Below are 21,846 nucleotides of genomic sequence, written 5' to 3' on the forward strand. Positions count from 1 at the left end.
TACCATACGACCTAAATCATCATTCATATGGAAATCAAACTCATTGTTTTTGTTGTATAAGAACCAGTTGAAACGACGTACTTTATACGGACAGTTGTTGGCACAATAACGAGTACCGACACATCTGTTATAAGCCATATGGTTTTGACCTTGACGACTGTGAGAAGTGGCAGCAACCGGACAAACTGTTTCACACGGTGCGTGATTACAATGTTGACACATTACTGGTTGGAAAGCAACTTGAGGGTTATCTGCTGGATGTTCTAACTCTCCAAATCCACTTAAAGAACCTTTCTCTCCGGTTAAACCGTCAAATTCTTCTTTTTTCTTATTATCACCAGCAAAAGTATCTTCAGAAGAATAATATCTGTCAATACGTAACCAATGCATATCTCTACTTCTTCTTACTTCAGTTTTACCAACTACAGGTACATTATTTTCCGCATGACAAGCAATAACACATGCTCCACAACCGGTACAAGAATTTAAATCAATTGATAAATTGAAATGGTGTCCAACACTTCTGTCAAAACTATCCCATAAATCAACTTTTGTAGCTTCTATTGGCTTGTGATCCATAGAAACCATTGGTGGTGGATTCCATACTTTCGCATCTTTTTCTGCATTAAATACGGTTAAAGTGGTTTCTTTAATAATGTCACCACGACCCATTAATGTTTTTTGCAACTGAACACAAGCAAATTCGTGTTCACCACTTTCCAAAGCAATTGTTGCCGATTGAGTTGCGTTGAATCCTTTATATAATGTGTAAGCGTTCACACCTACTTGCATTGCTTCTTTTAGAGCTGCTTTTTTACCATAGCCAAGTGCTAAACCTACGGTTCCTTTAGCTTGACCCGGTTGGATAATTACAGGTACTTTTTCAAGTTTTGTACCACCTACTGTTACTGTAACATAACTTCCGTTCAATCCGCCATTGGCAACATTATGATTTTTTACACCATATTTCTCAGCATCTGCTTTTGAAATGGTTAAGTAATTATCCCATGAAGCTCTAGTAATTGGATCCGGGAATTCCTGTAACCAAGGGTTATTAGCTTGTTGGCCATCACCCATACCGGTTTTGGTATATAAATTTAATTCTAAACCACTACTTGGTTTTGCTTGAGCTAATGTAGCTGCTGCTGTTGAAAAATCAGCTAATGTAGCCACATTTGAGGAAACAGTTGCCGAAACAAAAATTCCGTCATGAACTGCTTGATTCCAAGTTTTTCCAACTAAAACTCCTGTCCATGATTCTTTTAAGAAATCATAATAGGTTTTACCACTTCCGTTCCAAACTAATAGATTGTCTTGTAACTGACGTGTATTAAATAACGGACGAATAGTTGGCTGTGTTAAACCGTAAGTACCTTTGATAATTTGAACATCACCCCAACTTTCTAAATAATGAGGAGCAGGAGCTGCTATATTTGTTAAAGAAGCTGTTTCGTCTTCTTTTAAAGAAATAGCCACAGAAAGTTTTGCTTTTTTCAATCCGTCAGCGAATGCTTTACCGTCTGCTAAAGAATATACCGGATTCACTCCACTCATAATAAGCGTGTGCACTTTTCCACCATTTAAATCCGCCACTAACTGAGCAACTGCTTGATTAGAACCTTTTCTGATTTGACGGGTTTGATTTGGATTGAATGCGTCACTGTTTAATTTAGCATTAATTGCTAAAACCAATAGTTGAGCATTTTTATCATCAATACCGGAAACTAAAACTCCTTTAGTTCCTGATTGATTTAATTGTTCTGCAATTTTTACAATTTCAGCTTCATTTGCTAATTTACCAACAGAAACAGGCGTTCCAGTGACGATACTGAAAATTTTAACTAAAGCTTGTTTTTGTTCGGCAACAGACATTGGAATTCTTTTGTCGGCAGCTGCACCTGACAATGTCATATTCGCTTCTAATTGAATATGCTTAGACATTTTTCCTTGTTTAGGAACTCTTCCTTGTGCATATCCTTTGTCGTATCCGCCACCTTGCCAATCTCCTAAGAAATCTGCTCCAACAGAAACTATCGTTGATGCTTTTTCAAATTCATATTCAGCTAAAGCTCTTTCTCCATAAACTGCTTGAAAAGCATCTAACGCTTCTGAAGAAGAAACTGAATCATAAATAATATGTTTTGTAGTTGGATTATTAACCAAAAACTCACTTACTAATTTATCTGTAGAAGGGCTCGCCAAAGTACCTGTTAAAAGGACTACCTGAGCTCCTGTTGCTTTTGCATCAGCTAAACTAGCTTTTACTTTTGCATCAACTTCTGACCAAGTAGCGTCTTTTTGATTCACTTTAGGTTGTTTCAAACGCATGTTATCATACATCGACAAAACCGATGCATGAACACGAGCATTTGCAGTAAATTTAGCACCTTCAATTGTGTTATTTTCTATTTTGATTGGACGACCTTCACGCGTTTTTACTAAAAGATTAGCAAAATCGAAACCGTCGAACATGGAAGTGGCATAATAATCAGCAACACCGGGAATAATTTGCTCCGGTTGCACAACATAAGGAATAGATTTGATTACCGGTCCTTCACATGCAGCCAATGAAGCGGCGGCAGTGCTAAAACCAACGTACTTTAAGAAATCACGTCTAGAAGTAGAAGAATTTGACAAACTGTCTTTATCTCCTAAGAACTCATCCGTAGGGATAGGCTCAATGAATTCGTTATTTCTTAACGTCTCAACAATAGAGCTGTTTTCGTTTAGCTCTTCAACACTTTTCCAGTATTTTTTGTTTGATGACATACTGTATATATATTAGCTTCTTAATAAATTAATTAATAGTGACATTTTCCACATTCTAAACCTCCCATATCGGCAGCAGTCAATTTATCTTTGCCGTATTTTTTAGAAAGTTCTTCGTGAATTTTTTTGTAATAGTCATTGTCTTTCATATTCACTTCCGTTTGTCTGTGACAATTGATACACCAGCCCATAGTTAAAGGAGCAAATTGTTTTTGTAATTCATACTCTTGTACAGGACCGTGACACGTTTGGCATACAATTCCTGCTACAGAAACGTGTTGCGAGTGATTGAAATAAACTAAGTCAGGTAGATTATGAATACGAACCCATTTCACCGGCTGCGTTTTTCCGGTATATTTTTGATTGGCTTTATCCCAACCTACAGCATCATATAATTTTTGAATTTGTTCATCATAAAAAGCTTTGCTGTATTCCGGTGTTGCAGTAGTTTCAGCTACTTCAGCAATATTTTTGTGACAATTCATACAAACATTTAATGAAGGTATACCTGCATGCTTGCTTTCTCTTGCAGAAGAGTGACAATATTTACAATCTATTCCATTATCACCGGCATGAATTCTATGTGAATAGTGAATAGGTTGAATTGGCTCATAATTTTGATCAACACCAATTTGCATCATCCAACCATATACAAAGTAAGCACTAGATAAAAGTAAAAATATAGCTGTTACCAAAACTAAAAATTGGTTTTTTGCAAACGCTTTCCAAATTGGTAATGTTGGTTCTTTTTTAGTCGTTTCAATACCATTTGCCTGAGCTATTCTCAACAATACATTTTTCACTAAGAAAAGCATTACCACTAACATTCCTAATACCAATGCAAGAGCACCTAGAATCACTTCATTGGAAATCCCATCCGCAGCACCATTATTAGCGGTAGCACCTTGAGCAGCAACATCTACTTTCGGCTCTTCTTTCGGCTGTATTGTGTAGGCAATGATATTGTCAATGTCTGCATCTGACAATTGAGGAAACGCAGTCATTGGAGACTTGTTAAACTCATTGTAAATTTTATTTGCTCTTTCGTCTCCAGATTTAATGAACTCAGCACTGTTGCGAATCCATTTGTACAACCACTCCTTTTCATACTTGGCACCAACACCTCTTAAGGCAGGACCTGTCATTTTTGCATCTAATTTGTGACATGCAGCACATTGGGCATTAAACAATGCCTTACCTGCAGTAGGATCACCAGAAACAACTGCAGCAGGAGCGGCATCGGCAGTAGCCGGAGCAACAGCTGGAGCAGCGTCTTGAGCAAAAAGTTGAAATGTAAAGGTTAGCATTAATGCTAAACTGAATTGTAGAATTCTTGAAATCGAATTAGGGTTACCCACCTTTTTCATATAATAGAATATAATTTGTCGACAAATTTTGGTATGATTTTTTCTATAGTTCTTAATAAAAACAACTGTATTTATTTTAAACTCGGACAAAAATACGATTTATGAGCTATTCTCAAAACCTTAAAATACTCTTAAATCGTAATTTATATTTATTCTAAATAATTTTTTTGTTTTTGTTTTATTTCATAACGCGTACATTTGTATTAAAATCAATTCATTATGCTATTTCAAGAAAGAAAAAAACACCTTTACACGTTGATTCTATTAACTTTATTTGTTTCAAATTTCACACTGAGTGCACAAAACATTACAGTGGAACAAGATGCTAAATTTGAACAACTGTTAAATGAAAAAAGAAAAGTTAATGCCTCTATTGCAATGAATGATAGATGGAAAATTCAAATTTTCACGGGGGATAATGAAAATTCAAAAAAAACATTATTAGCTTTTAAAAAAGAAAACAAAAACATAGATTGTTCTATCTTTTTTCATACCCCGGTTTATAAAGTTTGGGTTGGAAATTTTAAAACAAGAATAGAAGCTGAAAGAAATTTAAAAGACATAAAATTAAAATACCCTAATGCTTTTTTAATCAAACCTAACAAATAGAATTGCATCTTATAAAAATAAAAAATCCCAATTGCTCGGGATTTTTTATTTAATTTATTTTAATTTTTTCTTCACTTCGACTTGGCTGAAGCATTCGATTAAATCATTAATTTCAATGTCGTTGTATCCTTTAATTTGAATACCACAATCGTAGCCTTTAGAAACTTCTTTTACATCATCTTTAAATCGTTTTAAGGCAACTAAATCTCCGGTGTAAATAACAACTCCCTCTCTAATCAATCTGATTTTAGAACTTCTAATAATTTTACCATCTAAAACCATACATCCGGCAATTGTACCAATTTTAGAAATTTTAAAGGTTTCGCGTATTTCCGCTGTTCCTGAAATTTCTTCTTTCATTTCCGGAGATAACATTCCTTCCATAGCATCTTTCAAATCATCAATTGCATCATAAATAATAGAATATGTTTTGATGTCAATTTCTTCTTTATCTGCTAATTGTTTTGCATTTCCGGCAGGACGAACATTAAATCCGATAATAATCGCATCTGATGCAGAAGCTAACAAAACATCCGATTCTGTAATCGCTCCAACCCCTTTATGAATAATTTTAATTTGAATTTCTTCAGTAGATAATTTAGAGAAGGAATCTGAAAGTGCTTCAACAGATCCATCCACGTCACCTTTTAAAATGATATTTAACTCTTTAAATTGTCCTAAAGCAATACGTCTACCAATTTCAGCAAGTGTAATATGTTTTTGTGTTCTAACCGATTGTTCACGCATCAATTGAGAACGTTTTGCAGCAATTTGTTTAGCTTCTCTTTCGTCTTCAAATACATTAAACTTATCTCCTGCTGTTGGAGCACCATCTAAACCTAAAATTGAAATTGGTGTAGAAGGACCGGCTTCTTTTAAACTGTTTCCACGTTCATCATGCATAGCTTTTACTTTACCATGATTTTTTCCGGCTAAAACATAATCTCCAATTTTAACCGTTCCTGCTTGTACCAAAACGGTAGAGATATAACCTTTTCCTTTATCAAGGAAAGCTTCCACTACAGTACCAACAGCTGGTTTATTAGGATTTGCTTTCAAATCTAGCAACTCAGCTTCTAATAATACTTTCTCCAATAATTCTTTAACACCGGTTCCAACCTTTGCAGAGATATCGTGTGATTGGATTTTACCACCCCAATCTTCAACCAGTAAATTCATACCTGCTAATCTTTCTTTAATTTTTTCCGGATTAGAGTTTGGTTTATCTACTTTGTTAATCGCAAAAATCATTGGTACACCAGCCGCTTGAGCATGACTGATTGCTTCTTTCGTTTGTGGCATGATGTCATCATCCGCAGCTACAACAATAATTGCAATATCCGTTAATTGAGCACCACGAGCACGCATTGCTGTAAACGCTTCGTGACCAGGTGTATCTAAAAATGTGATTTTTTGTCCATTTTCAAGTGTTACACTGTAAGCACCAATGTGTTGTGTAATTCCTCCCGACTCGCCAGCTATTACATTTGTTTTACGAATGTAATCTAATAATGACGTTTTACCGTGATCGACGTGTCCCATTACAGTAACGATAGGAGCTCTATGTACTAAATCTTCTTCTTTATCATCAATAACTTGTATTGCATCTTCAATATCAGTAGTAATAAACTCTACTTCATAACCAAACTCATCGGCAACAATTGACAATGTTTCTGCATCTAAACGTTGGTTCATCGTAACCATAATTCCCAAAGACATACAAGTTCCGATTACTTTGGTAATTGGCACATCCATCATCGTAGCGATTTCTCCAACAGTAACAAATTCAGTTACTTTAATGGTTTTGCTTCCTTCTTCGATTGCTTTTAACTCATCGTCAGAACGTTGACGGTGTGTATCTCTCTTATCTCTACGGTATTTTGCTGCTTTGCTTTTATTTCCTTTACCCTGAAGTTTTTCAAGAGTTTCACGGATTTGTTTTTGTACTTCTTCTTCGGTTGGCTCAACTTTAGCCACAATAGCCGGACGAACCCCTTTATTGAAACCAGGTCGAATTGGCTGATTTGGTCTAATTGCACCACCGCCTTGTTGATTTCCTTGATTTTGTCCTCCACCAGGAGTCCCCGGTTTTGGCGGAATTCTTTTGCGTTTATTTTTATTTGCATCAGATGCGGCACCTTGTGTTGCAGATCTGGGTTGAATTTTAGGCTCTTCTTTTTTCTTTTTAGGCTTATCAAACTGCGATAAATCAATTTTTTGTCCAGTGGTAGTTGTTCCAGATAATTTTTGATATTGCGTTTCAAATTTTTCGTCAACTACAGGAATATCTGTCGCAACCTTTGGTTCAGCTTTCTTAGGCTCTTCAACTTTTGGAACAATTGCTTTGGGCTCAATTTTCTTAGGCTCAATTTTTACTTTTTCTTCTTGTACAATTGGTTTAGGTTGAATAGGTTCAGGTTTTACAACCTCAGCAACTGGGGCTGGTTTAACTTCAACTATCTTTTCAGGTTGAGGAACAACAACTTTTTTAGGCTCTAAGTCAATTTTACCTACTTGCACAGGTCCGGTAACAACAGCTTTCGCTTTAATTACATCTTGTTGTCTATGAAGATCTTCTTCTTGTTTTTTGAGCAATTCTAGTTCTTTTTCTCTTTCAATACGCAAAGCTTCTTTTTCTTTACGTTTTTCCTCACTTACTTCTTTAGATGCTTCTTTATTTCCCTTATCGCCTGCAAATTGATTGCAAAGAGTTGCATATACATCTTCTGAGATTTTTGTATTTGGACTTGCTTCAATAGCAATTCCTTTGTCTTTTAAATAATCGACAGCTCTCTCCAAAGAAATATTCAACTCCCTTAAAACTTTATTAATTCTTATATTCTTTTCTTCAGACATATAACTTTTTTAGTGTGTTCTTTTTCGTTTGTAATTTAGCCTTCAAACTCTGATTTCAATATTCTCATAACGTCTTGAACGGTTTCCTCTTCTAAATCAGTTCTTCTAACCAAATCTTCAACGCTATGTTTTAAAATACTTCTAGCTGTATCTAATCCGATTTTTGCAAATTCATCTATTACCCATCCGTCAATTTCATCCGAGAACTCTGTTAATTCGACATCGTCTTCTTCTTCCGCAACGCTTCCTTCTCTGATAACATCTAATTCATAACCGGTTAATAGTCCCGCTAATTTGATGTTATGGCCGCCACGTCCGATAGCTTTTGAAACTTCTTCTAATTTCAAGTAAACTTCCGCTCTTTTTTTCTCTTCATCAATTTTAATAGAAGATACTTTTGCAGGGCTTAAAGCACGTGTAATAAATAATTGAATGTTACTGGTATAATTAATAACATCAATATTTTCATTACCTAATTCACGAACAATTCCGTGAATACGAGAACCTTTCATTCCGACACAAGCTCCAACAGGATCAATTCTATCATCATAAGAATCAACGGCTACTTTCGCTTTTTCTCCCGGAATACGAACCACTTTTTTAATCATGATTAACCCATCAAAAATTTCAGGGATTTCTTGTTCAAATAATTTTTCCAAAAACTTTTCAGAAGTTCTGGACATAATAATTTGAGGTTTATTTCCCTTCAATTCAACATTTTCAATAATTCCTCGTACATTATCTCCTTTTCGGAAAAAATCGGAAGGTATTTGATTTTCTTTTGGCAATACAATTTCATTTCCATCATCATCTACCAAAATTACAACTCTTGGACGAACATGATGTACTTCTGCAGTATAAATTTCACCTATTAAATCTTTAAATTGTTTATAAAGATTAGTGCTGTCGTGTTCATGTATTTTAGAAATCAAATTTTGACGAAGAGCTAAAATGGCTCTTCTTCCTAAATCAATTAATTTTACTTCTTCCGAAACATCTTCACCAACTTCAAAATCAGGTTCAATTTTTCTAGCTTCTGATAATGAAATTTCAGAGTTTTCGTCTTCTACTTCTCCATCAGCAACTACGATACGATTTCTCCATATCTCCATATCTCCTTTATCAGGATTAATAATGATGTCAAAATTATCATCTGAACCATATTTCTTTTTCAAGGCATTTCTAAACACATCTTCCAAAATGGCCATAAGCGTCACACGATCAATTAATTTGTCGTCTTTAAACTCTGAAAATGATTCAATTAATGCTATATTTTCCATGCTAATCTATTGTAATTTAAAATGTTATTGTCACTATTGCTTCTTTAATTTCTTTGTAGGGTAATTCTAAGTTTTTTTCAACCGTTTCTTTCCCTTTACCAATTTTTTTAGGCTCTCTTGCTGACCATGTCAAGGTGATAAAATCATCATTAACAGCCACTAATTTTGCTTCGATAGTATCAGTTGCCGTTTTAATTTTTAAAACTCTTCCAATATTTTTTTTATATTGTCTTACCATCTTCAAGGGAGTTGACACACCTGCAGAGGCAACTTCTAATGAAAAATCGTGCTCTTCTCTGTCAAGATTATTTTCAATTGCTCTACTGATGTCTATACAATCCTGAAGCGTCACTCCTTCATCACCGTCTAACGTTACTATTATTTTTTGACTATCTGTAATGGTCAAATCAATTAAAAAGACAGCAGGTTTTTCTGCAAGTCCATCATTCAATAAAGCAACTACTTTTTCTTTAAATGTCATATTTTTATAAAAAGAGGGGAGCTCTGCTCCCCTCATTATTCACATTTTAATCAAATAACGGTGCAAATATAGTGATTTTTTTTATATTTGAAAATACATTGAAAAATGATAAAAATATTTGTACCTTTATATTTTAAAAAACCAACGAAAATTAAAACTATTTTACACGACTTTTTTTATGAAAAAAATTTTAATTCCAACCGATTTTTCTGAACACGCGGAATATGCTTTAAAAGTAGCTGCTCAAATTGCCAAAAAACATAATGGTGAAATTATTTTGCTACACATGCTAGAGTTACCTAATCAAACCGGCGATGCTGTTTCTAGCGGACACGCGTTGCCTGAAATCATGTTTTTTAAAAATGCCGCCTTAGCTAAATTAGAAAGTTTAATGGATTCTGATTTCCTTGAAGGTTTAAAAGTATCCGAAATTGTTCAATTTGAATTAGCTTTTGATGGCATCCTTAAATTAATCAAAAAAAATGATATTGATTTAATCGTAATGGGTTCTCATGGTGCCAGTGGATTTAAAGACATGTTTATCGGCTCTAATGCAGAGAAAGTTGTTCGCCATTCAGAAGTACCTGTCTTAATTATCAAAAAAGAAATTCCTGATTTCACTATTAACAAATTTGTTTTTGCTTCTGATTTTTCAGATGAAGTGAAAGCACCTTTTGCCAAAGTTGTTGAAGTTGCTAATAAATTTGAAGCTGAATTAAATTTAGTTATGATTAATACGCCAAATAGTTTCAAATCTACTTTAGTAGCTCAAGAAATCATGGATAAGTTTGTTGCTCAATTTAGCATCAAAAAATTCTCAACGCACATTTTTAACGATGCTAATGTAGAAAAAGGAATTTTAAACTTTTCTAACTATATCAATGCAGATTTAATTGGAATGTGCACACATGGAAGAAAAGGATTGTCTCACTTTTTTAACGGCAGCATCAGTGAAGATTTGGTAAATCATGCTGTTAAACCCGTTTTAACATTTAAAATATAATTTAAATTATATCTCATAAAATCTCGATTCGTTAATTAATCGGGATTTTTTTATGTTTAAAAAACAAAAAAACCACTCATAAAGAGTGGTTTTTTCTGTTGGTCCACAAGGACTCGAACCTTGAAAGACTGCACCAAAAACAGTTGTGTTACCATTACACCATGGACCAAAATCGCTTGAATGCGGGTGCAAATTTATACTATTTTTTATTTAAAGCAAATATTTCATGCCTTTTTATGAAAAATATTTACACTATTTATAATACTTCCTCAACATCAATAAGTTCATTTTTGATTTATTTTGTTTTCATTATAAATCGTAGTGAGAAAATTTTGTTAAGCCAACGTTGTTTACGTAAAAAAATAGTTTCTTTGTAGCTATTATTTCTTTCAAACAAAGATAGACAAATGATGACATTTGATTTCAAAAAATGGAATACCATAATAGGATGGTTAACCTTTACCATTGCTTTAATAACTTATACTTTAACCGTTGAACCAACTCTTAGTTTTTGGGATTGTGGTGAATACATCGCTACTTCTGCAAAACTTCAAGTTGGCCATCCTCCGGGAGCTCCTTTATTTCAGATGATGGGTGCCTTTTTTGCTTTATTTGCTCCAGATGCCTCAAAAGTAGCTTTAATGGTGAACATGATGTCTGTTTTTTCGAGTGCGTTTACAATTTTGTTCCTATTTTGGTCATCCTCCATTTTGCTTAAAAAAATAATAGCACAGTTTAAGGAAATTACTTCTATTGAAGAAATTGCAATTTTAATTGCCTCTTTTGTAGGAGCTTTGTCTTTTACATTTACCGATAGTTTTTGGTACAATGCCGTTGAAGCAGAAGTTTATGCTATGGCCACCTTATTAATTGCATTATTATTTTGGTTGGGTTTACGATGGGAACAAGAAATGCACACTCCCAGAGGCAACAAATGGTTGTTGTTAATCTGTTTAGTCATTGGACTGTCCTTTGGTATTCACTTTATGGCTTTGTTGACTATTCCTTCTATTGGTTTACTTTACTTTTTCAAAAACTACAAAACAATAACATTCAAAAGTTTTATTATTGCTAATTTAGTAGTTGTAGCAATCCTTTTGTTTATTTTCAAATTATTACTTCCGTTAACCATGGCTCTATTTGGTAAAACCGAAGTCTTTATGGTCAACACCTTTGGTTTACCTTTTGATTCAGGGACAATTATTACCACTTTAGCTCTCATTGCTTTTTTCTATTTTGGTTTAAAATATACCCGAAGTAAAAACCTTCCGCAATTTAACACAATCTTATTATGTATTCTTTTTGTATTAATAGGATTTTCAACCTGGATGATGTTGCCAATTCGTGCTAATGCCAATGTTGTTATCAACGAAAATAGACCTTCAGATGCCCGAGAAGTTTTAGCCTATTATAATAGAGAACAATACCCGCAAAATCCTTTGTTTTATGGACCTCAGTTTTCAGATATGTTTGCCGGATTAGATCCGGATGAGCCTTATTTAGACAAAGCTCCAAACTATGAACGTGATTATAAATTAGGCAAATATGTCATTACAAATAATTATGAAAATGCAACTCAAAACAGTCATAATGCACACAAAGCTATTTTGCCAAGAATGTGGAGTGGAGACCACGCTCAAAATTATATGGATTTTACCAATGTATTAGAATTCAAAATAAATCCGGAATATGCTCATGAACAAGAATTAGTGGATATTGTTTCACAATTCAGAAAAGCTTATAGTTCAGGCAGATTAGATACTGAAGATTATGTTTCGTTTTTGAAATCTTACGGAAATTATTTGATTGTTGAAAAACCAACTACCTCAGACAACATCAAGTTCATGACACAATTTCAATTTGGCTACATGTATGTTCGTTACCTCTTGTGGAACTTTGTAGGCCGTCAAAGTGACGTTCAAGGAAAATACGATAATGAAGGAAATTGGCTAAGCGGTATTGATTTTATTGATGAAATATTTTTGGGTTCTCAAAAAAATCTGCCTCAAGATGTTTTAAATAATAAAGGCCGAAATGTCTATTTCTTTTTGCCTTTTATTCTAGGCATTATTGGCATTCTTTTTCATGCAAAAAGAGATATTAAAAGCTTTTATGTTCTTTTAGCTTTGTTCTTATTTACTGGAATTGCATTAAAAATATACTTGAATGAAAGACCTTTTGAACCACGGGAAAGAGATTATGCTTTAGTAGGGTCTTTTTATGTTTTTGCTATATGGATAGGATTAGGCGTTTATGCAATTTTTGATTTCATAAAAAAATGGTTACAACCAAAATTTGCTTTGCCATTAGTTTTTGTATCTACCTTATTTGCAGCACCCGTTTTATTGGCTTCTCAAAATTGGGATGACCATGACCGTTCTAATAAATATACTGCTTTAGCTAATGCAAAAGGTTACTTAGAATCTTGTGAACCAAATGCCATATTATTCACTATTGGTGATAACGACACTTTTCCATTGTGGTATGCCCAAGAGATTGAAGGAATCCGGCGAGATGTGCGGGTAGTGAACACACAGTTATTTATGACCGATTGGCATATTGACCAAATGAAAGCAAAAGCATATGATTCTGAACCCTTACCTATTTCTTTTGACAGAAGCCATTATGTAGGTGATAAATTAGATTATTGTGTGTATAATGAAATCACTCAAAACCGTTGGGAATTGAAAAACTTTTTAGACTTTATAAAAAGTGATGACCCAAATACAATGTTAGAAATGCAAAGTGGCCAAAGCGTTCACTTTTTTCCAACTAATAAAATTAGAATTCCAATTGACAAAAATGTCATTATAAAGAATAAAGTTGTCGCTGAAAAATACTATGATTCCATAGTTCCTTATATTGATGTTGATATAAAAGATCGTGCGATCTATAAAGCTCGTATAATGATGTTTGATGTTATTGCAAACAACAATTGGAAAAGACCAATCTATTTTACAGGAGGTAGTTTTACAGAGGAAGATTATTTATGGATGAAAGACTATCTTCAATTAGATGGATTAGTGTACAAATTAGTTCCTATTAAAACTCCTGTAGATGAAGAAAACAGTCCTTTTGATATGGGTCAAATTGATTCAGATAAAATGTATGAGATTGTAATGAAATGGGATTGGGGTAATGGTGAACGAACAGACATCTATCATGACACAGAAACGCGAAGAAACAGTATCACTTACAGAACAAATTTATCTCGATTAATGCAACAGCTCATTGTTGAAGGCAAAACAGATAAAGCTAAAAAGGTAATTGATCTTGCCATCAATAAAATGCCAATTGATTTATATGGTTATTATACCATGGTTGAACCTTTTACAGGAGGATATTATGATATTGGTGAAGTAGAAAAGGCCAGAGCATTATTGCAAAAACTTGCTTCAAAATACCAAGATAATCTCAATTATTACAGTGGAATTGCCCCTTCTGAGCAAAATGACAGAATCGTCGATATTGTCACAAATTTAGAACGATACCGATCGCTTTTATATGTTATGAAAGAAAAAGAAGATATTGAATTCTATGAGAAAAACAAAAAAATATTCAACGGATATAATAAACGTTTTGAGCGTTTTAACAGAAAAGATGAATAAACCCGAGAGCCATGAAAGTGGCTCTTTTTTATAAACAACTATGAATTTTCTTTGGATAAAAACGAATCGTCTTATTAAATTTATTTTTTCAAACTATGTTTGGAATATTTCGAACGGTGAAAAGAAAGTTTACCTGACTTTTGATGATGGTCCAACACCGGAAATCACCGAATGGGTGCTAGAACAACTCAAAACCTACAACGCTAAAGCTACTTTTTTTTGCATTGGAAATAATATGGCGAAACATCCGGAAATTTTCAAAAGGTTATTAAATGAAGGACATACCATTGGAAATCACACCCAAAATCATGTAAAGGGTTGGAAAACAGAAAACAACACCTATTTTGAAGAAGTAGAAAAATGTGATGAAGTAATTAGCAAACATACTAATATAGATTCAAAACTTTTTCGACCACCCTATGGAAAAATAAAACCCTCACAATCAATCTATTTACGAAAAATAGGCTATAAAATAATCATGTGGGATGTATTAAGTGCTGATTTTGACACCACAATCTCTAAAGAAAAATGTTTAGAAAATGTACTTAAAAATGTAGAATCAGGAAGTATAATCGTTTTTCACGACAGTATAAAAGCATTTCCGAATTTGGAATATACTTTACCCAAAACGTTGGAATTTTTATCCAAAAATGGATATGTCTGCGATAGAATTAATTAGACTTGTTCTTGAACCAAACCAATTATAGTGTTGGCATCTAATTCGCCGGATTGTCTCCAAACCATCTGACCTTCCTTATAAATCATTAAGGTAGGAAGCCCTTTGATTCGCAAAGCATCAGCCAATTCCTGATTTTTATCCACGTCTATTTTAATCACTTTTGCTTTATCACCCAATGCTGCCGCTACATCTCTAATAACTGGATGCATTGCAACTGAAGATTCGTTCCACTCGGTGTAAAAATCAATTAGCACCGGAACTTGAGCGTTAATAAGTTCACCAAACTTTGACATATTTGACAAATTTTAAATAAAATTTAAATCTATTCTTTAATAAGGAATATACAAATGTAGCATTTTTAACGAATTACACTACTTTTTCTCCTTTTTTTAGTTCAATAACCGTAATTTCAGGCCAAATTCCTACTCTTCCGGGATAAGCATGAAATCCAAACCCACGATTTACATAGATATATCGTCCTAAATTTTCATATAAACCAGCCCATTGTTTGTAAACATATTGAACAGGACTCCATTTAATAATTCCCGGTATTTCAATTCCAAATTGCATTCCATGGGTGTGTCCCGATAAGGTTAAATGAAAATACTTTTGGTTATTTTTCACTTCATATTCCCAATGGCTTGGATCGTGGCTCATTAAAATTTTGAAATCATTCACTGACAATCCATCCGAAGCTTTGTTTAAATCACCGACTTTTTTGAAATTATGTCCCCAGTTTTCCACTCCTACAATTGCAATTTCATCTGAACCGTTTTTAAGCTTTACATGTTCATTCAATAATAACTTAAAATCAATTTGTTGATGTAAATCTTTTATAGCTTCAAAATTTTCATCTTTAGCTTTTTGAGTTGGCCAATCGATGTATTCACCATAATCGTGATTTCCTAATACAGAAAATTTTCCGAATTTTGGATTATGAATTCCTTTAAACATTTCAATCCACTGGTGCATTTCTGTAGCATGCGTGTTGACAATATCTCCGGTAAATAAAATCACATCTGATTTTTGTTGGTTAATTAAATCGACAGCATATTGAATCTTTTCTGCATCATCAAAACTTCCGGAATGAATATCGGAAATATGCGTAATGGTTGTTCCATCAAAACTTTCCGGTAAATCAGGAAAGAATAGAATTTGTTTGATAACTTTAAAATTATACTTCCCTTTTGTTACTCCATATAAAAGCGATAAAAATGGAACTGCTGCAATTCCTAAGGCAACTTGACTGACGAATTTTCTTCTTTGTGGAAGAAACGAACTATTCTCTCCACTTACAAAGAAATGTGAAATCAACCCTGAAATCACGCGAAAAAAATCTTCCCCAAACATGAATAAGGTTAAAATAATTTTAGGAATTACTGTTATTAAAAGCAATCCCAGTGTAAAAAGAGTTTGTTGCGTTTGTCCGACTCTTCTATCAAACTGCGTGAAAGAATAAATGATATAAATCAAAATCACTACACTTAACAGAATATAAGTATATTGAACCCATTTGATACGCGAAATCGTCTTAAATGCCTGAAAAGCATAGACTTCAACAATTCCAACAAACAGAACAAAAAAGAGTAATCTAAATAACACAGTATATTTTTGAGCAAAGTAACAAAGAATCAATGGCTTAATAGTTAATAATTAATTAAAATTTATATCCTTAATTACATCCTAAGATTCCGCTAAGATTGCTTATTTTTACGTTTTTAAATTTTTGTTTTATGTCACAAAAACGCCTTTTTCTTCTTGATGCTTATGCCCTGATTTTTCGTGGTTATTATGCTTTTATCAAAAACCCACGTATCAATTCCAAAGGAATGGACACTTCTGCAATAATGGGTTTTATGAACGCTTTAATGGAGGTTATCAAAAGGGAAAAACCGGATCATTTGGCAGTTGCTTTTGATAAAGGCGGAAGCGATTATCGCTATGAAATGTATAAAGAATACAAAGCTCATCGTGACGAAACGCCTGAAGCCATTAAGATTGCCGTACCATATATTCAAGAAATACTAAAAGCCATGCAAATTCCGATTATGGAAAAAGCGGGTTTTGAAGCCGATGATTTAATTGGAACTTTGGCAAAACAAGCTGAAAAAGAAGGTTTTCAAGTTTTCATGGTTACGCCTGATAAAGATTTTGCTCAGTTGGTTTCCGAAAATATTTTTATGTACAAACCCGCTCGAATGGGTAACGATATTGAAATTTGGGGAATTCCGGAAGTGTTGGCCAAATTTGAAATTGAACGTCCCGAACAAGTCATTGATTACTTAGGAATGATGGGGGATTCTGCCGATAATATTCCCGGTTTTCCTGGTGTTGGAGAAGTGACAGCTAAGAAATTATTGAAAGAATTCGGTTCGATGGAAAATCTTTTAGAAAACACTAGCAAACTAAAAGGTGCCTTAAAAGATAAAATCGAAAACAATAAAGAACTAGGGATTTTATCTAAAAAACTGGCCCGAATTCTGCTGGATTGTCCGGTAACGTTTGATGCTACCGATTTTGAATTATCTAAACCCGATGTAGAAAAAACGGATGCTATTTTTCAGGAGTTGGAATTCCGACAAATGAAAGCCCAATTTGATAAATGGTTTGGAACAGGAAAAGAATATGATGAAATCAATACAAATGGAAATGGTGACAGCAACAGCAATGAAATTGGAAATGGCACCGAAAAAGTAGTCAAAATAGCTGCAACCAAAAAATCCAACGAAGATCAATTTGATTTATTTGGATTTAGTGACGACGATTCCAATGAAGCGAAACCTAATTCATATTATGCTACTTTAGAAACTACCGAACATTTTTATCAAAGTATTCAAGGAGATTTGCCTTTAAAATTGCTTTTACAGAATTTGATGAACCAAACTTCGGTTTGTTTTGACACCGAAACAACCGGAATTGATGCGTTGAATGCCGAATTAGTTGGTTTATCATTTTCGTGGGAAAAAGGAAAAGCGTTCTACATTCCGTTTCCGGAAAATCAAAACGATGCTCAACAATTAATTGAAAAATTCCGACCATTTTTTGAAAGTGAAACCATTGAAAAAATTGGTCAGAACCTAAAATATGATTTGAAAATCTTAGCGAATTATGGCATTGCTGTCAAAGGAAAATTATTCGACACGATGATTGCTCATTATTTGATCAATCCGGATATGCGTCACAATATGGATATTTTATCAGAAACCTATTTAAAATATTCGCCAAAATCCATCGAAACGTTAATTGGAAAAAAAGGGAAAAACCAACTTTCCATGCGGGATGTTCCTTTGGAAAACATCAAAGAATATGCTGCCGAAGATGCCGATATCACATTTCAGCTGAAAGAAATTTTCAGTCCGATTTTAGACAAAGCCGAAACCAAGAAATTGTTTGAGGAAATCGAAATTCCATTGGTTCCGGTTTTAGCCGCCATGGAATCAGAGGGTATTCGATTGGATGTAGACTTTCTGAAAAAAATGTCGGTGGAAATGCAAAAAGAAATCACTGATTTTGAACAAAAAATCTATGAAACAGCCGGTGAAAAATTCAATTTGGCTTCTCCCAAACAATTAGGCGACATTTTATTTGACAAATTAAAAATCGGTGGAGCCAAACAAAAGAAAACCAAAACCGGTCAATATGCCACCGGCGAAGAGGTTTTGAGTTATTTAGTGAATGAACACCAAATCGTAAAAGACATTTTGGAATGGCGACAAATGGTGAAATTACAAAGCACCTATATCGATGCTTTGCCTAACCAAGTTGATCCAAAAACACAACGTGTTCACACCGATTATATGCAAACGGTTGCCGCAACAGGTCGATTGAGTTCCAACAATCCGAATTTGCAGAATATTCCGATTCGTACCGAAAGAGGTCGTTTAATCCGAAAAGCATTTGTTGCCAGAGATGAAAATTACACCTTAGTTTCTGCCGATTATTCACAAATAGAACTTCGCATTATAGCCGCTTTATCAGGTGAAGAAAATATGATTAAAGCCTTTCAAAACGACGAAGATATTCACAAAAGTACCGCTGCAAAAGTGTTCAATGTTCCGCTGGAAGAAGTCACCGCAGCACAACGAAGCAATGCTAAAACGGTGAACTTCGGAATTATTTATGGTGTTTCGGCATTTGGATTGAGCAATCAAACTTCATTATCCAGAAAAGAAAGTGCCGAGTTAATTGATGCCTATTATGCCACTTATCCAAAATTGAAAGCCTATATGGCGAACCAAGTTGATTTTGCCAGAGAACATGGTTATGTACAAACGGTTTTAGGAAGAAGACGCTATTTAAAAGATATCAATTCCGCGAATGCAATGGTACGAAGCGGTGCTGAGCGAAATGCGGTGAACGCTCCCATTCAAGGTTCGGCGGCCGATATTATTAAAATTGCGATGATAAATATTTATAAAAAACTTACGAGTGAAAATTGGCAATCCAAAATGTTATTACAAGTGCACGATGAGTTGGTATTTGATGTTCACAATTCGGAACTAGAAAAAATTCAACCGATGATTAAATACGAAATGGAGAATGCGTTTAAATTAGCTGTTCCGTTGGATGTGGAATTGGGAATGGGAAGAAATTGGCTAGAGGCACATTAAGACAATTCTCAGTAAACTATAAAAAAACGCTGTCAAAAGTTGAACTTTGATAGCGTTTGAGAATGGCATTAAACATGTTTTCTGAATTCCAAGTAAATAAAAACTTAAACCCTCCTTGTAGAATCCCGTTGTCTCAATTCCGTTTTAACAACCGTAGTTTTAAACGTTGGTATTTCTTGTTTGCGTTCTAATTTTTCAATTAATAATTTCGCGGCTTCTTCGCCAATTTCAGGACCATGTTGGCTAATTGTTGACAAACTTGGTGTCAATCTTCGTGACCAAACACCATCCGCAAAACCAATAATACAAAGCTCTTCCGGAATTTTTATTCCTTTTTGAATAGCTACTTTCATTGCCATAGTAGAGGCATGTTCGTCGACAGCTAAAATACCATCAACTTCACCGCTCGACAATAATTTTTTCAACCGTGCATCAAAATCTTCCTCACTATCCGTTTTAATTACCAAGTAATCTTCAACACTTCTTTTATGGTCCTGTAATGCTCGTTCATATCCCAAAGCACGGTGTTTTCCAACGCTTAAATTATCAATACAGGAAAGTAAAGCAATTTTATTACATCCTAATTTCATTAAATGATTGACTGCTTCAACAGAAGATTCAAAATCATCTACGATAACTTTATCACAAGAAACATCTTCCATTGTTCGGTCAAACATAACGATGGGCATTCCTTCCCGTAAAATATCTTTAAAATGTTGCGTTTCATGTAACGATTGGGTTTCCTGAGCCACAGAAAGTATAAAACCATCAACAGTTCCATTGCTTAACAAATCCATTGCTTGTTTTTCTTTGGCATGTGATTCATTAGAAATATAAGTAATCACATTGTATCCTTTTGCATTAGCCGCCTTTTCAATACCACTAAATACTTTTGCAAAAAAAGGATTCAAAATATTTGGAATGATTACGCCAATCGTATTAGTACGTTGATTTTTCAAATTCTTAGCCATAGTGTTTGGCTTATAATTTTGCAACTTAGCATATTCTTGAACTCTAATTTTAGTTGGTTCACTAATTTCATGACTATCGCTCAACGCTTTAGAGACGGTGGAAACAGAAATTCCTAAATCTTTTGAAATTTGCTTTAATGTGGCTTTTGGCTTCATACCTTTCGAATTTAGACGTAAAAATAGTAAAATAATGAATAGAAAAGGAAGGGTTTTAACTATATCTGAAGCTTATTATTCATTTTTTTTAGATTATCGACTAAAAAAAAGTGTTTATCAACTGCCAATTAAGAACTTTAAATAGGCTGTTAAGAGTCTATAATAAATAGATTTAAGAAAAAAATAGGCTCAAAAAAGTGATAAAAAAAATATTCTCAAATAGCTATTTGCTTTTATAATAAATAATTGTACTTTTGCAACCCCTTTATTGGGGATGGAATGTTTAATTAAAATAAATTATTGTGAACACATTAAGCTACAAGACAGTTTCAGCCAACAAAGCTACCGCGGATAAGCAGTGGATTGTTGTAGATGCTGAGGGTCATAACTTAGGACGTTTCGCTTCAAAAGTAGCCATGCTATTGAGAGGTAAATACAAGCCTAATTATACCCCGCACGTTGATTGTGGTGATAACGTAATTGTTATCAACGCAGAAAAAATCAACCTGACTGGTAACAAGTTGGATGACAAAACGTACATCCGTCACACAGGTTACCCAGGTGGACAAAGAAGCTTGACCGCTAAAGTAATGCAACAAAAAAATCCTGCATTATTAGTAGAGAAAGCTGTAAAAGGAATGTTACCTAAAAACAAATTAGGTGCAGAATTATTCCGAAATTTAAATGTAAATGTTGGTATTGAGCACAAACATGGAGCTCAACAACCAAAAACCGTTAACTTAAACGATCTAAAGTAATGGGAGTTATTCACAAAATCGGTAGAAGAAAATGTGCTGTGGCACGTGTTTATGTTTCAGAAGGAACAGGAAAAATCACCGTAAACAAAAGAGAATTTGAAAACTACTTCCCTACTGCTACTTTACAGTACAAAGTAATGCAACCGATGTCTATGACAGAAAATGCAACTAACTTTGACGTAAAAGTAAATGTACAAGGTGGTGGTTCAACAGGACAAGCAGAAGCTGTGAGAATGGCTATTGCAAGAGCAATGTGTGAAGTGCAAGCTGAAAACAGAGCTATCTTAAAACCAGAAGGATTGCTAACAAGAGATCCAAGAATGGTAGAACGTAAGAAATTTGGACAGAAAAAAGCTCGTAAGAGATTCCAATTCTCTAAACGTTAATCGATTTACAAAATTATTATTAAAAAAGTTATTGTTGTTATTATTCCGATGCGATCGGAAAATTAGTTTAGCATCTAAATAATGAAGACCAGAGTAATCGCTACTACATTATTGCTAATCAACAGAACGTAAACTAGTACAAAAATGGCAAACAAAGTTGAAGTTAAAGACTTACTAGAGGCTGGTGTTCATTTTGGACACATGACTCGTAAATGGGATCCTAACATGGCTCCTTACATTTATATGGAACGTAATGGTATTCATATCATTAACCTATATAAAACTGCTGCTAAAATTGAAGAGGCTAACGAAG

General features: G+C 34.0%; 16 protein-coding genes and 1 tRNA gene. 8 read left to right on the forward strand and 9 right to left on the reverse strand.

Annotated features, from left to right (window positions below):
* The coding region (locus C0512_RS11835) for a TAT-variant-translocated molybdopterin oxidoreductase (protein ID WP_290861833.1) at nt 1–2,769 on the reverse strand (2,769 nt) is incomplete at its 3' end.
* A gap of 32 nt (nt 2,770–2,801) precedes the next feature.
* Entirely contained in the window at nt 2,802–4,136 is a 1,335-nt protein-coding gene (locus C0512_RS11840; RefSeq protein WP_290861834.1) for a c-type cytochrome, read from the reverse strand.
* Nucleotides 4,137–4,355: 219 nt separating this feature from the next.
* On the opposite strand from C0512_RS11840, the gene C0512_RS11845 reads away from it, so the two are divergent.
* On the forward strand, nt 4,356–4,745 hold the full coding sequence (locus tag C0512_RS11845; protein WP_290861836.1) for an SPOR domain-containing protein: 390 nt from the start codon (nt 4,356–4,358) through the stop codon (nt 4,743–4,745).
* A 54-nt stretch (nt 4,746–4,799) separates the two neighbouring features.
* Here C0512_RS11845 and infB read toward each other — a convergent pair whose 3' ends face one another.
* From infB to rimP, 3 genes are read right to left on the reverse strand one after another with little or no spacing between them, the layout of a single operon-like run.
* Complete coding sequence (infB, locus tag C0512_RS11850) at nt 4,800–7,601, reverse strand: translation initiation factor IF-2 (RefSeq protein ID WP_290861838.1); 2,802 nt, start codon at nt 7,599–7,601, stop codon at nt 4,800–4,802.
* A gap of 35 nt (nt 7,602–7,636) precedes the next feature.
* Nucleotides 7,637–8,881 (reverse strand): transcription termination factor NusA, encoded by a 1,245-nt coding sequence (gene nusA / locus C0512_RS11855; protein WP_290861840.1) that lies wholly within the window; start codon nt 8,879–8,881, stop codon nt 7,637–7,639.
* 16 nt (nt 8,882–8,897) lie between these two features.
* Nucleotides 8,898–9,362 (reverse strand): ribosome assembly cofactor RimP, encoded by a 465-nt coding sequence (rimP, locus tag C0512_RS11860; RefSeq protein ID WP_290861842.1) that lies wholly within the window; start codon nt 9,360–9,362, stop codon nt 8,898–8,900.
* A gap of 178 nt (nt 9,363–9,540) precedes the next feature.
* On the opposite strand from rimP, the gene C0512_RS11865 reads away from it, so the two are divergent.
* On the forward strand, nt 9,541–10,365 hold the full coding sequence (locus C0512_RS11865) for a universal stress protein (RefSeq protein WP_290861843.1): 825 nt from the start codon (nt 9,541–9,543) through the stop codon (nt 10,363–10,365).
* A gap of 98 nt (nt 10,366–10,463) precedes the next feature.
* Here C0512_RS11865 and C0512_RS11870 read toward each other — a convergent pair.
* Nucleotides 10,464–10,534: transfer RNA gene (locus C0512_RS11870), tRNA-Gln, on the reverse strand.
* 238 nt (nt 10,535–10,772) lie between these two features.
* Between C0512_RS11870 and C0512_RS11875 the strand changes: the two genes are divergently transcribed.
* The gene (locus C0512_RS11875) at nt 10,773–13,973 is read left to right on the forward strand and encodes a DUF2723 domain-containing protein (protein ID WP_290861845.1); all 3,201 of its coding nucleotides are present in this window, start codon (nt 10,773–10,775) and stop codon (nt 13,971–13,973) included.
* Between the two features lie 40 nt (nt 13,974–14,013).
* The gene (locus tag C0512_RS11880; RefSeq protein WP_290861848.1) at nt 14,014–14,652 is read left to right on the forward strand and encodes a polysaccharide deacetylase family protein; all 639 of its coding nucleotides are present in this window, start codon (nt 14,014–14,016) and stop codon (nt 14,650–14,652) included.
* Here C0512_RS11880 and C0512_RS11885 read toward each other — a convergent pair.
* Both C0512_RS11885 and C0512_RS11890 read right to left on the reverse strand, forming a co-directional pair.
* A complete protein-coding gene (locus tag C0512_RS11885) occupies nt 14,649–14,945 on the reverse strand; it encodes a co-chaperone YbbN (protein WP_248435864.1) in 297 nt (98 codons plus the stop codon). The genes C0512_RS11880 and C0512_RS11885 overlap by 4 nt on opposite strands.
* A gap of 73 nt (nt 14,946–15,018) precedes the next feature.
* Nucleotides 15,019–16,254 carry a metallophosphoesterase gene (locus C0512_RS11890; protein WP_290861853.1) on the reverse strand — a complete coding sequence of 412 codons (1,236 nt, stop codon included), beginning with the start codon at nt 16,252–16,254 and terminating at the stop codon, nt 15,019–15,021.
* 131 nt (nt 16,255–16,385) lie between these two features.
* Here C0512_RS11890 and polA point away from each other — a divergent pair, with 131 nt between their 5' ends.
* Nucleotides 16,386–19,262, forward strand: a complete 2,877-nt coding sequence (gene polA / locus C0512_RS11895) for a DNA polymerase I (protein ID WP_290861855.1) — start codon at nt 16,386–16,388, stop codon at nt 19,260–19,262.
* Nucleotides 19,263–19,366: 104 nt separating this feature from the next.
* Here the strand turns inward: polA and C0512_RS11900 are convergent, their stop codons facing one another.
* The gene (locus tag C0512_RS11900; RefSeq protein ID WP_290861857.1) at nt 19,367–20,389 is read right to left on the reverse strand and encodes a LacI family DNA-binding transcriptional regulator; all 1,023 of its coding nucleotides are present in this window, start codon (nt 20,387–20,389) and stop codon (nt 19,367–19,369) included.
* Nucleotides 20,390–20,691: 302 nt separating this feature from the next.
* On the opposite strand from C0512_RS11900, the gene rplM reads away from it, so the two are divergent.
* The 3 genes from rplM to C0512_RS11915 form a co-directional block, all read left to right on the forward strand.
* A complete protein-coding gene (gene rplM, locus C0512_RS11905) occupies nt 20,692–21,147 on the forward strand; it encodes a 50S ribosomal protein L13 (RefSeq protein ID WP_290861859.1) in 456 nt (151 codons plus the stop codon).
* The gene (rpsI, locus tag C0512_RS11910; RefSeq protein ID WP_290861861.1) at nt 21,147–21,533 is read left to right on the forward strand and encodes a 30S ribosomal protein S9; all 387 of its coding nucleotides are present in this window, start codon (nt 21,147–21,149) and stop codon (nt 21,531–21,533) included. Before rplM ends, rpsI begins: the two co-directional genes overlap by 1 nt.
* Nucleotides 21,534–21,677: 144 nt before the next feature.
* Nucleotides 21,678–21,846, forward strand: a 169-nt coding sequence (locus C0512_RS11915) for a 30S ribosomal protein S2 (protein WP_290861863.1), incomplete at its 3' end; no start/stop codon positions are given.

Origin of the sequence: Flavobacterium sp., assembly GCF_013822155.1 — a bacterium.
Lineage (GTDB): Bacteria > Bacteroidota > Bacteroidia > Flavobacteriales > Flavobacteriaceae > Flavobacterium.

Excerpts from the sequence above, each read along its gene's own strand:
- rpsI (WP_290861861.1), top strand. The coding sequence starts at position 21,147 with ATGGGAGTTATTCACAAAATCGGTAGAAGAAAATGTGCTGTGGCACGT.
- C0512_RS11865 (WP_290861843.1), top strand. The coding sequence starts at position 9,541 with ATGAAAAAAATTTTAATTCCAACCGATTTTTCTGAACACGCGGAATAT.
- C0512_RS11885 (WP_248435864.1), bottom strand. The coding sequence starts at position 14,945 with ATGTCAAAGTTTGGTGAACTTATTAACGCTCAAGTTCCGGTGCTAATT.
- C0512_RS11840 (WP_290861834.1), bottom strand. The coding sequence starts at position 4,136 with ATGAAAAAGGTGGGTAACCCTAATTCGATTTCAAGAATTCTACAATTC.
- C0512_RS11875 (WP_290861845.1), top strand. The coding sequence starts at position 10,773 with ATGATGACATTTGATTTCAAAAAATGGAATACCATAATAGGATGGTTA.
- C0512_RS11880 (WP_290861848.1), top strand. The coding sequence starts at position 14,014 with ATGAATTTTCTTTGGATAAAAACGAATCGTCTTATTAAATTTATTTTT.
- nusA (WP_290861840.1), bottom strand. The coding sequence starts at position 8,881 with ATGGAAAATATAGCATTAATTGAATCATTTTCAGAGTTTAAAGACGAC.
- infB (WP_290861838.1), bottom strand. The coding sequence starts at position 7,601 with ATGTCTGAAGAAAAGAATATAAGAATTAATAAAGTTTTAAGGGAGTTG.
- C0512_RS11845 (WP_290861836.1), top strand. The coding sequence starts at position 4,356 with ATGCTATTTCAAGAAAGAAAAAAACACCTTTACACGTTGATTCTATTA.
- rimP (WP_290861842.1), bottom strand. The coding sequence starts at position 9,362 with ATGACATTTAAAGAAAAAGTAGTTGCTTTATTGAATGATGGACTTGCA.
- polA (WP_290861855.1), top strand. The coding sequence starts at position 16,386 with ATGTCACAAAAACGCCTTTTTCTTCTTGATGCTTATGCCCTGATTTTT.
- C0512_RS11900 (WP_290861857.1), bottom strand. The coding sequence starts at position 20,389 with ATGAAGCCAAAAGCCACATTAAAGCAAATTTCAAAAGATTTAGGAATT.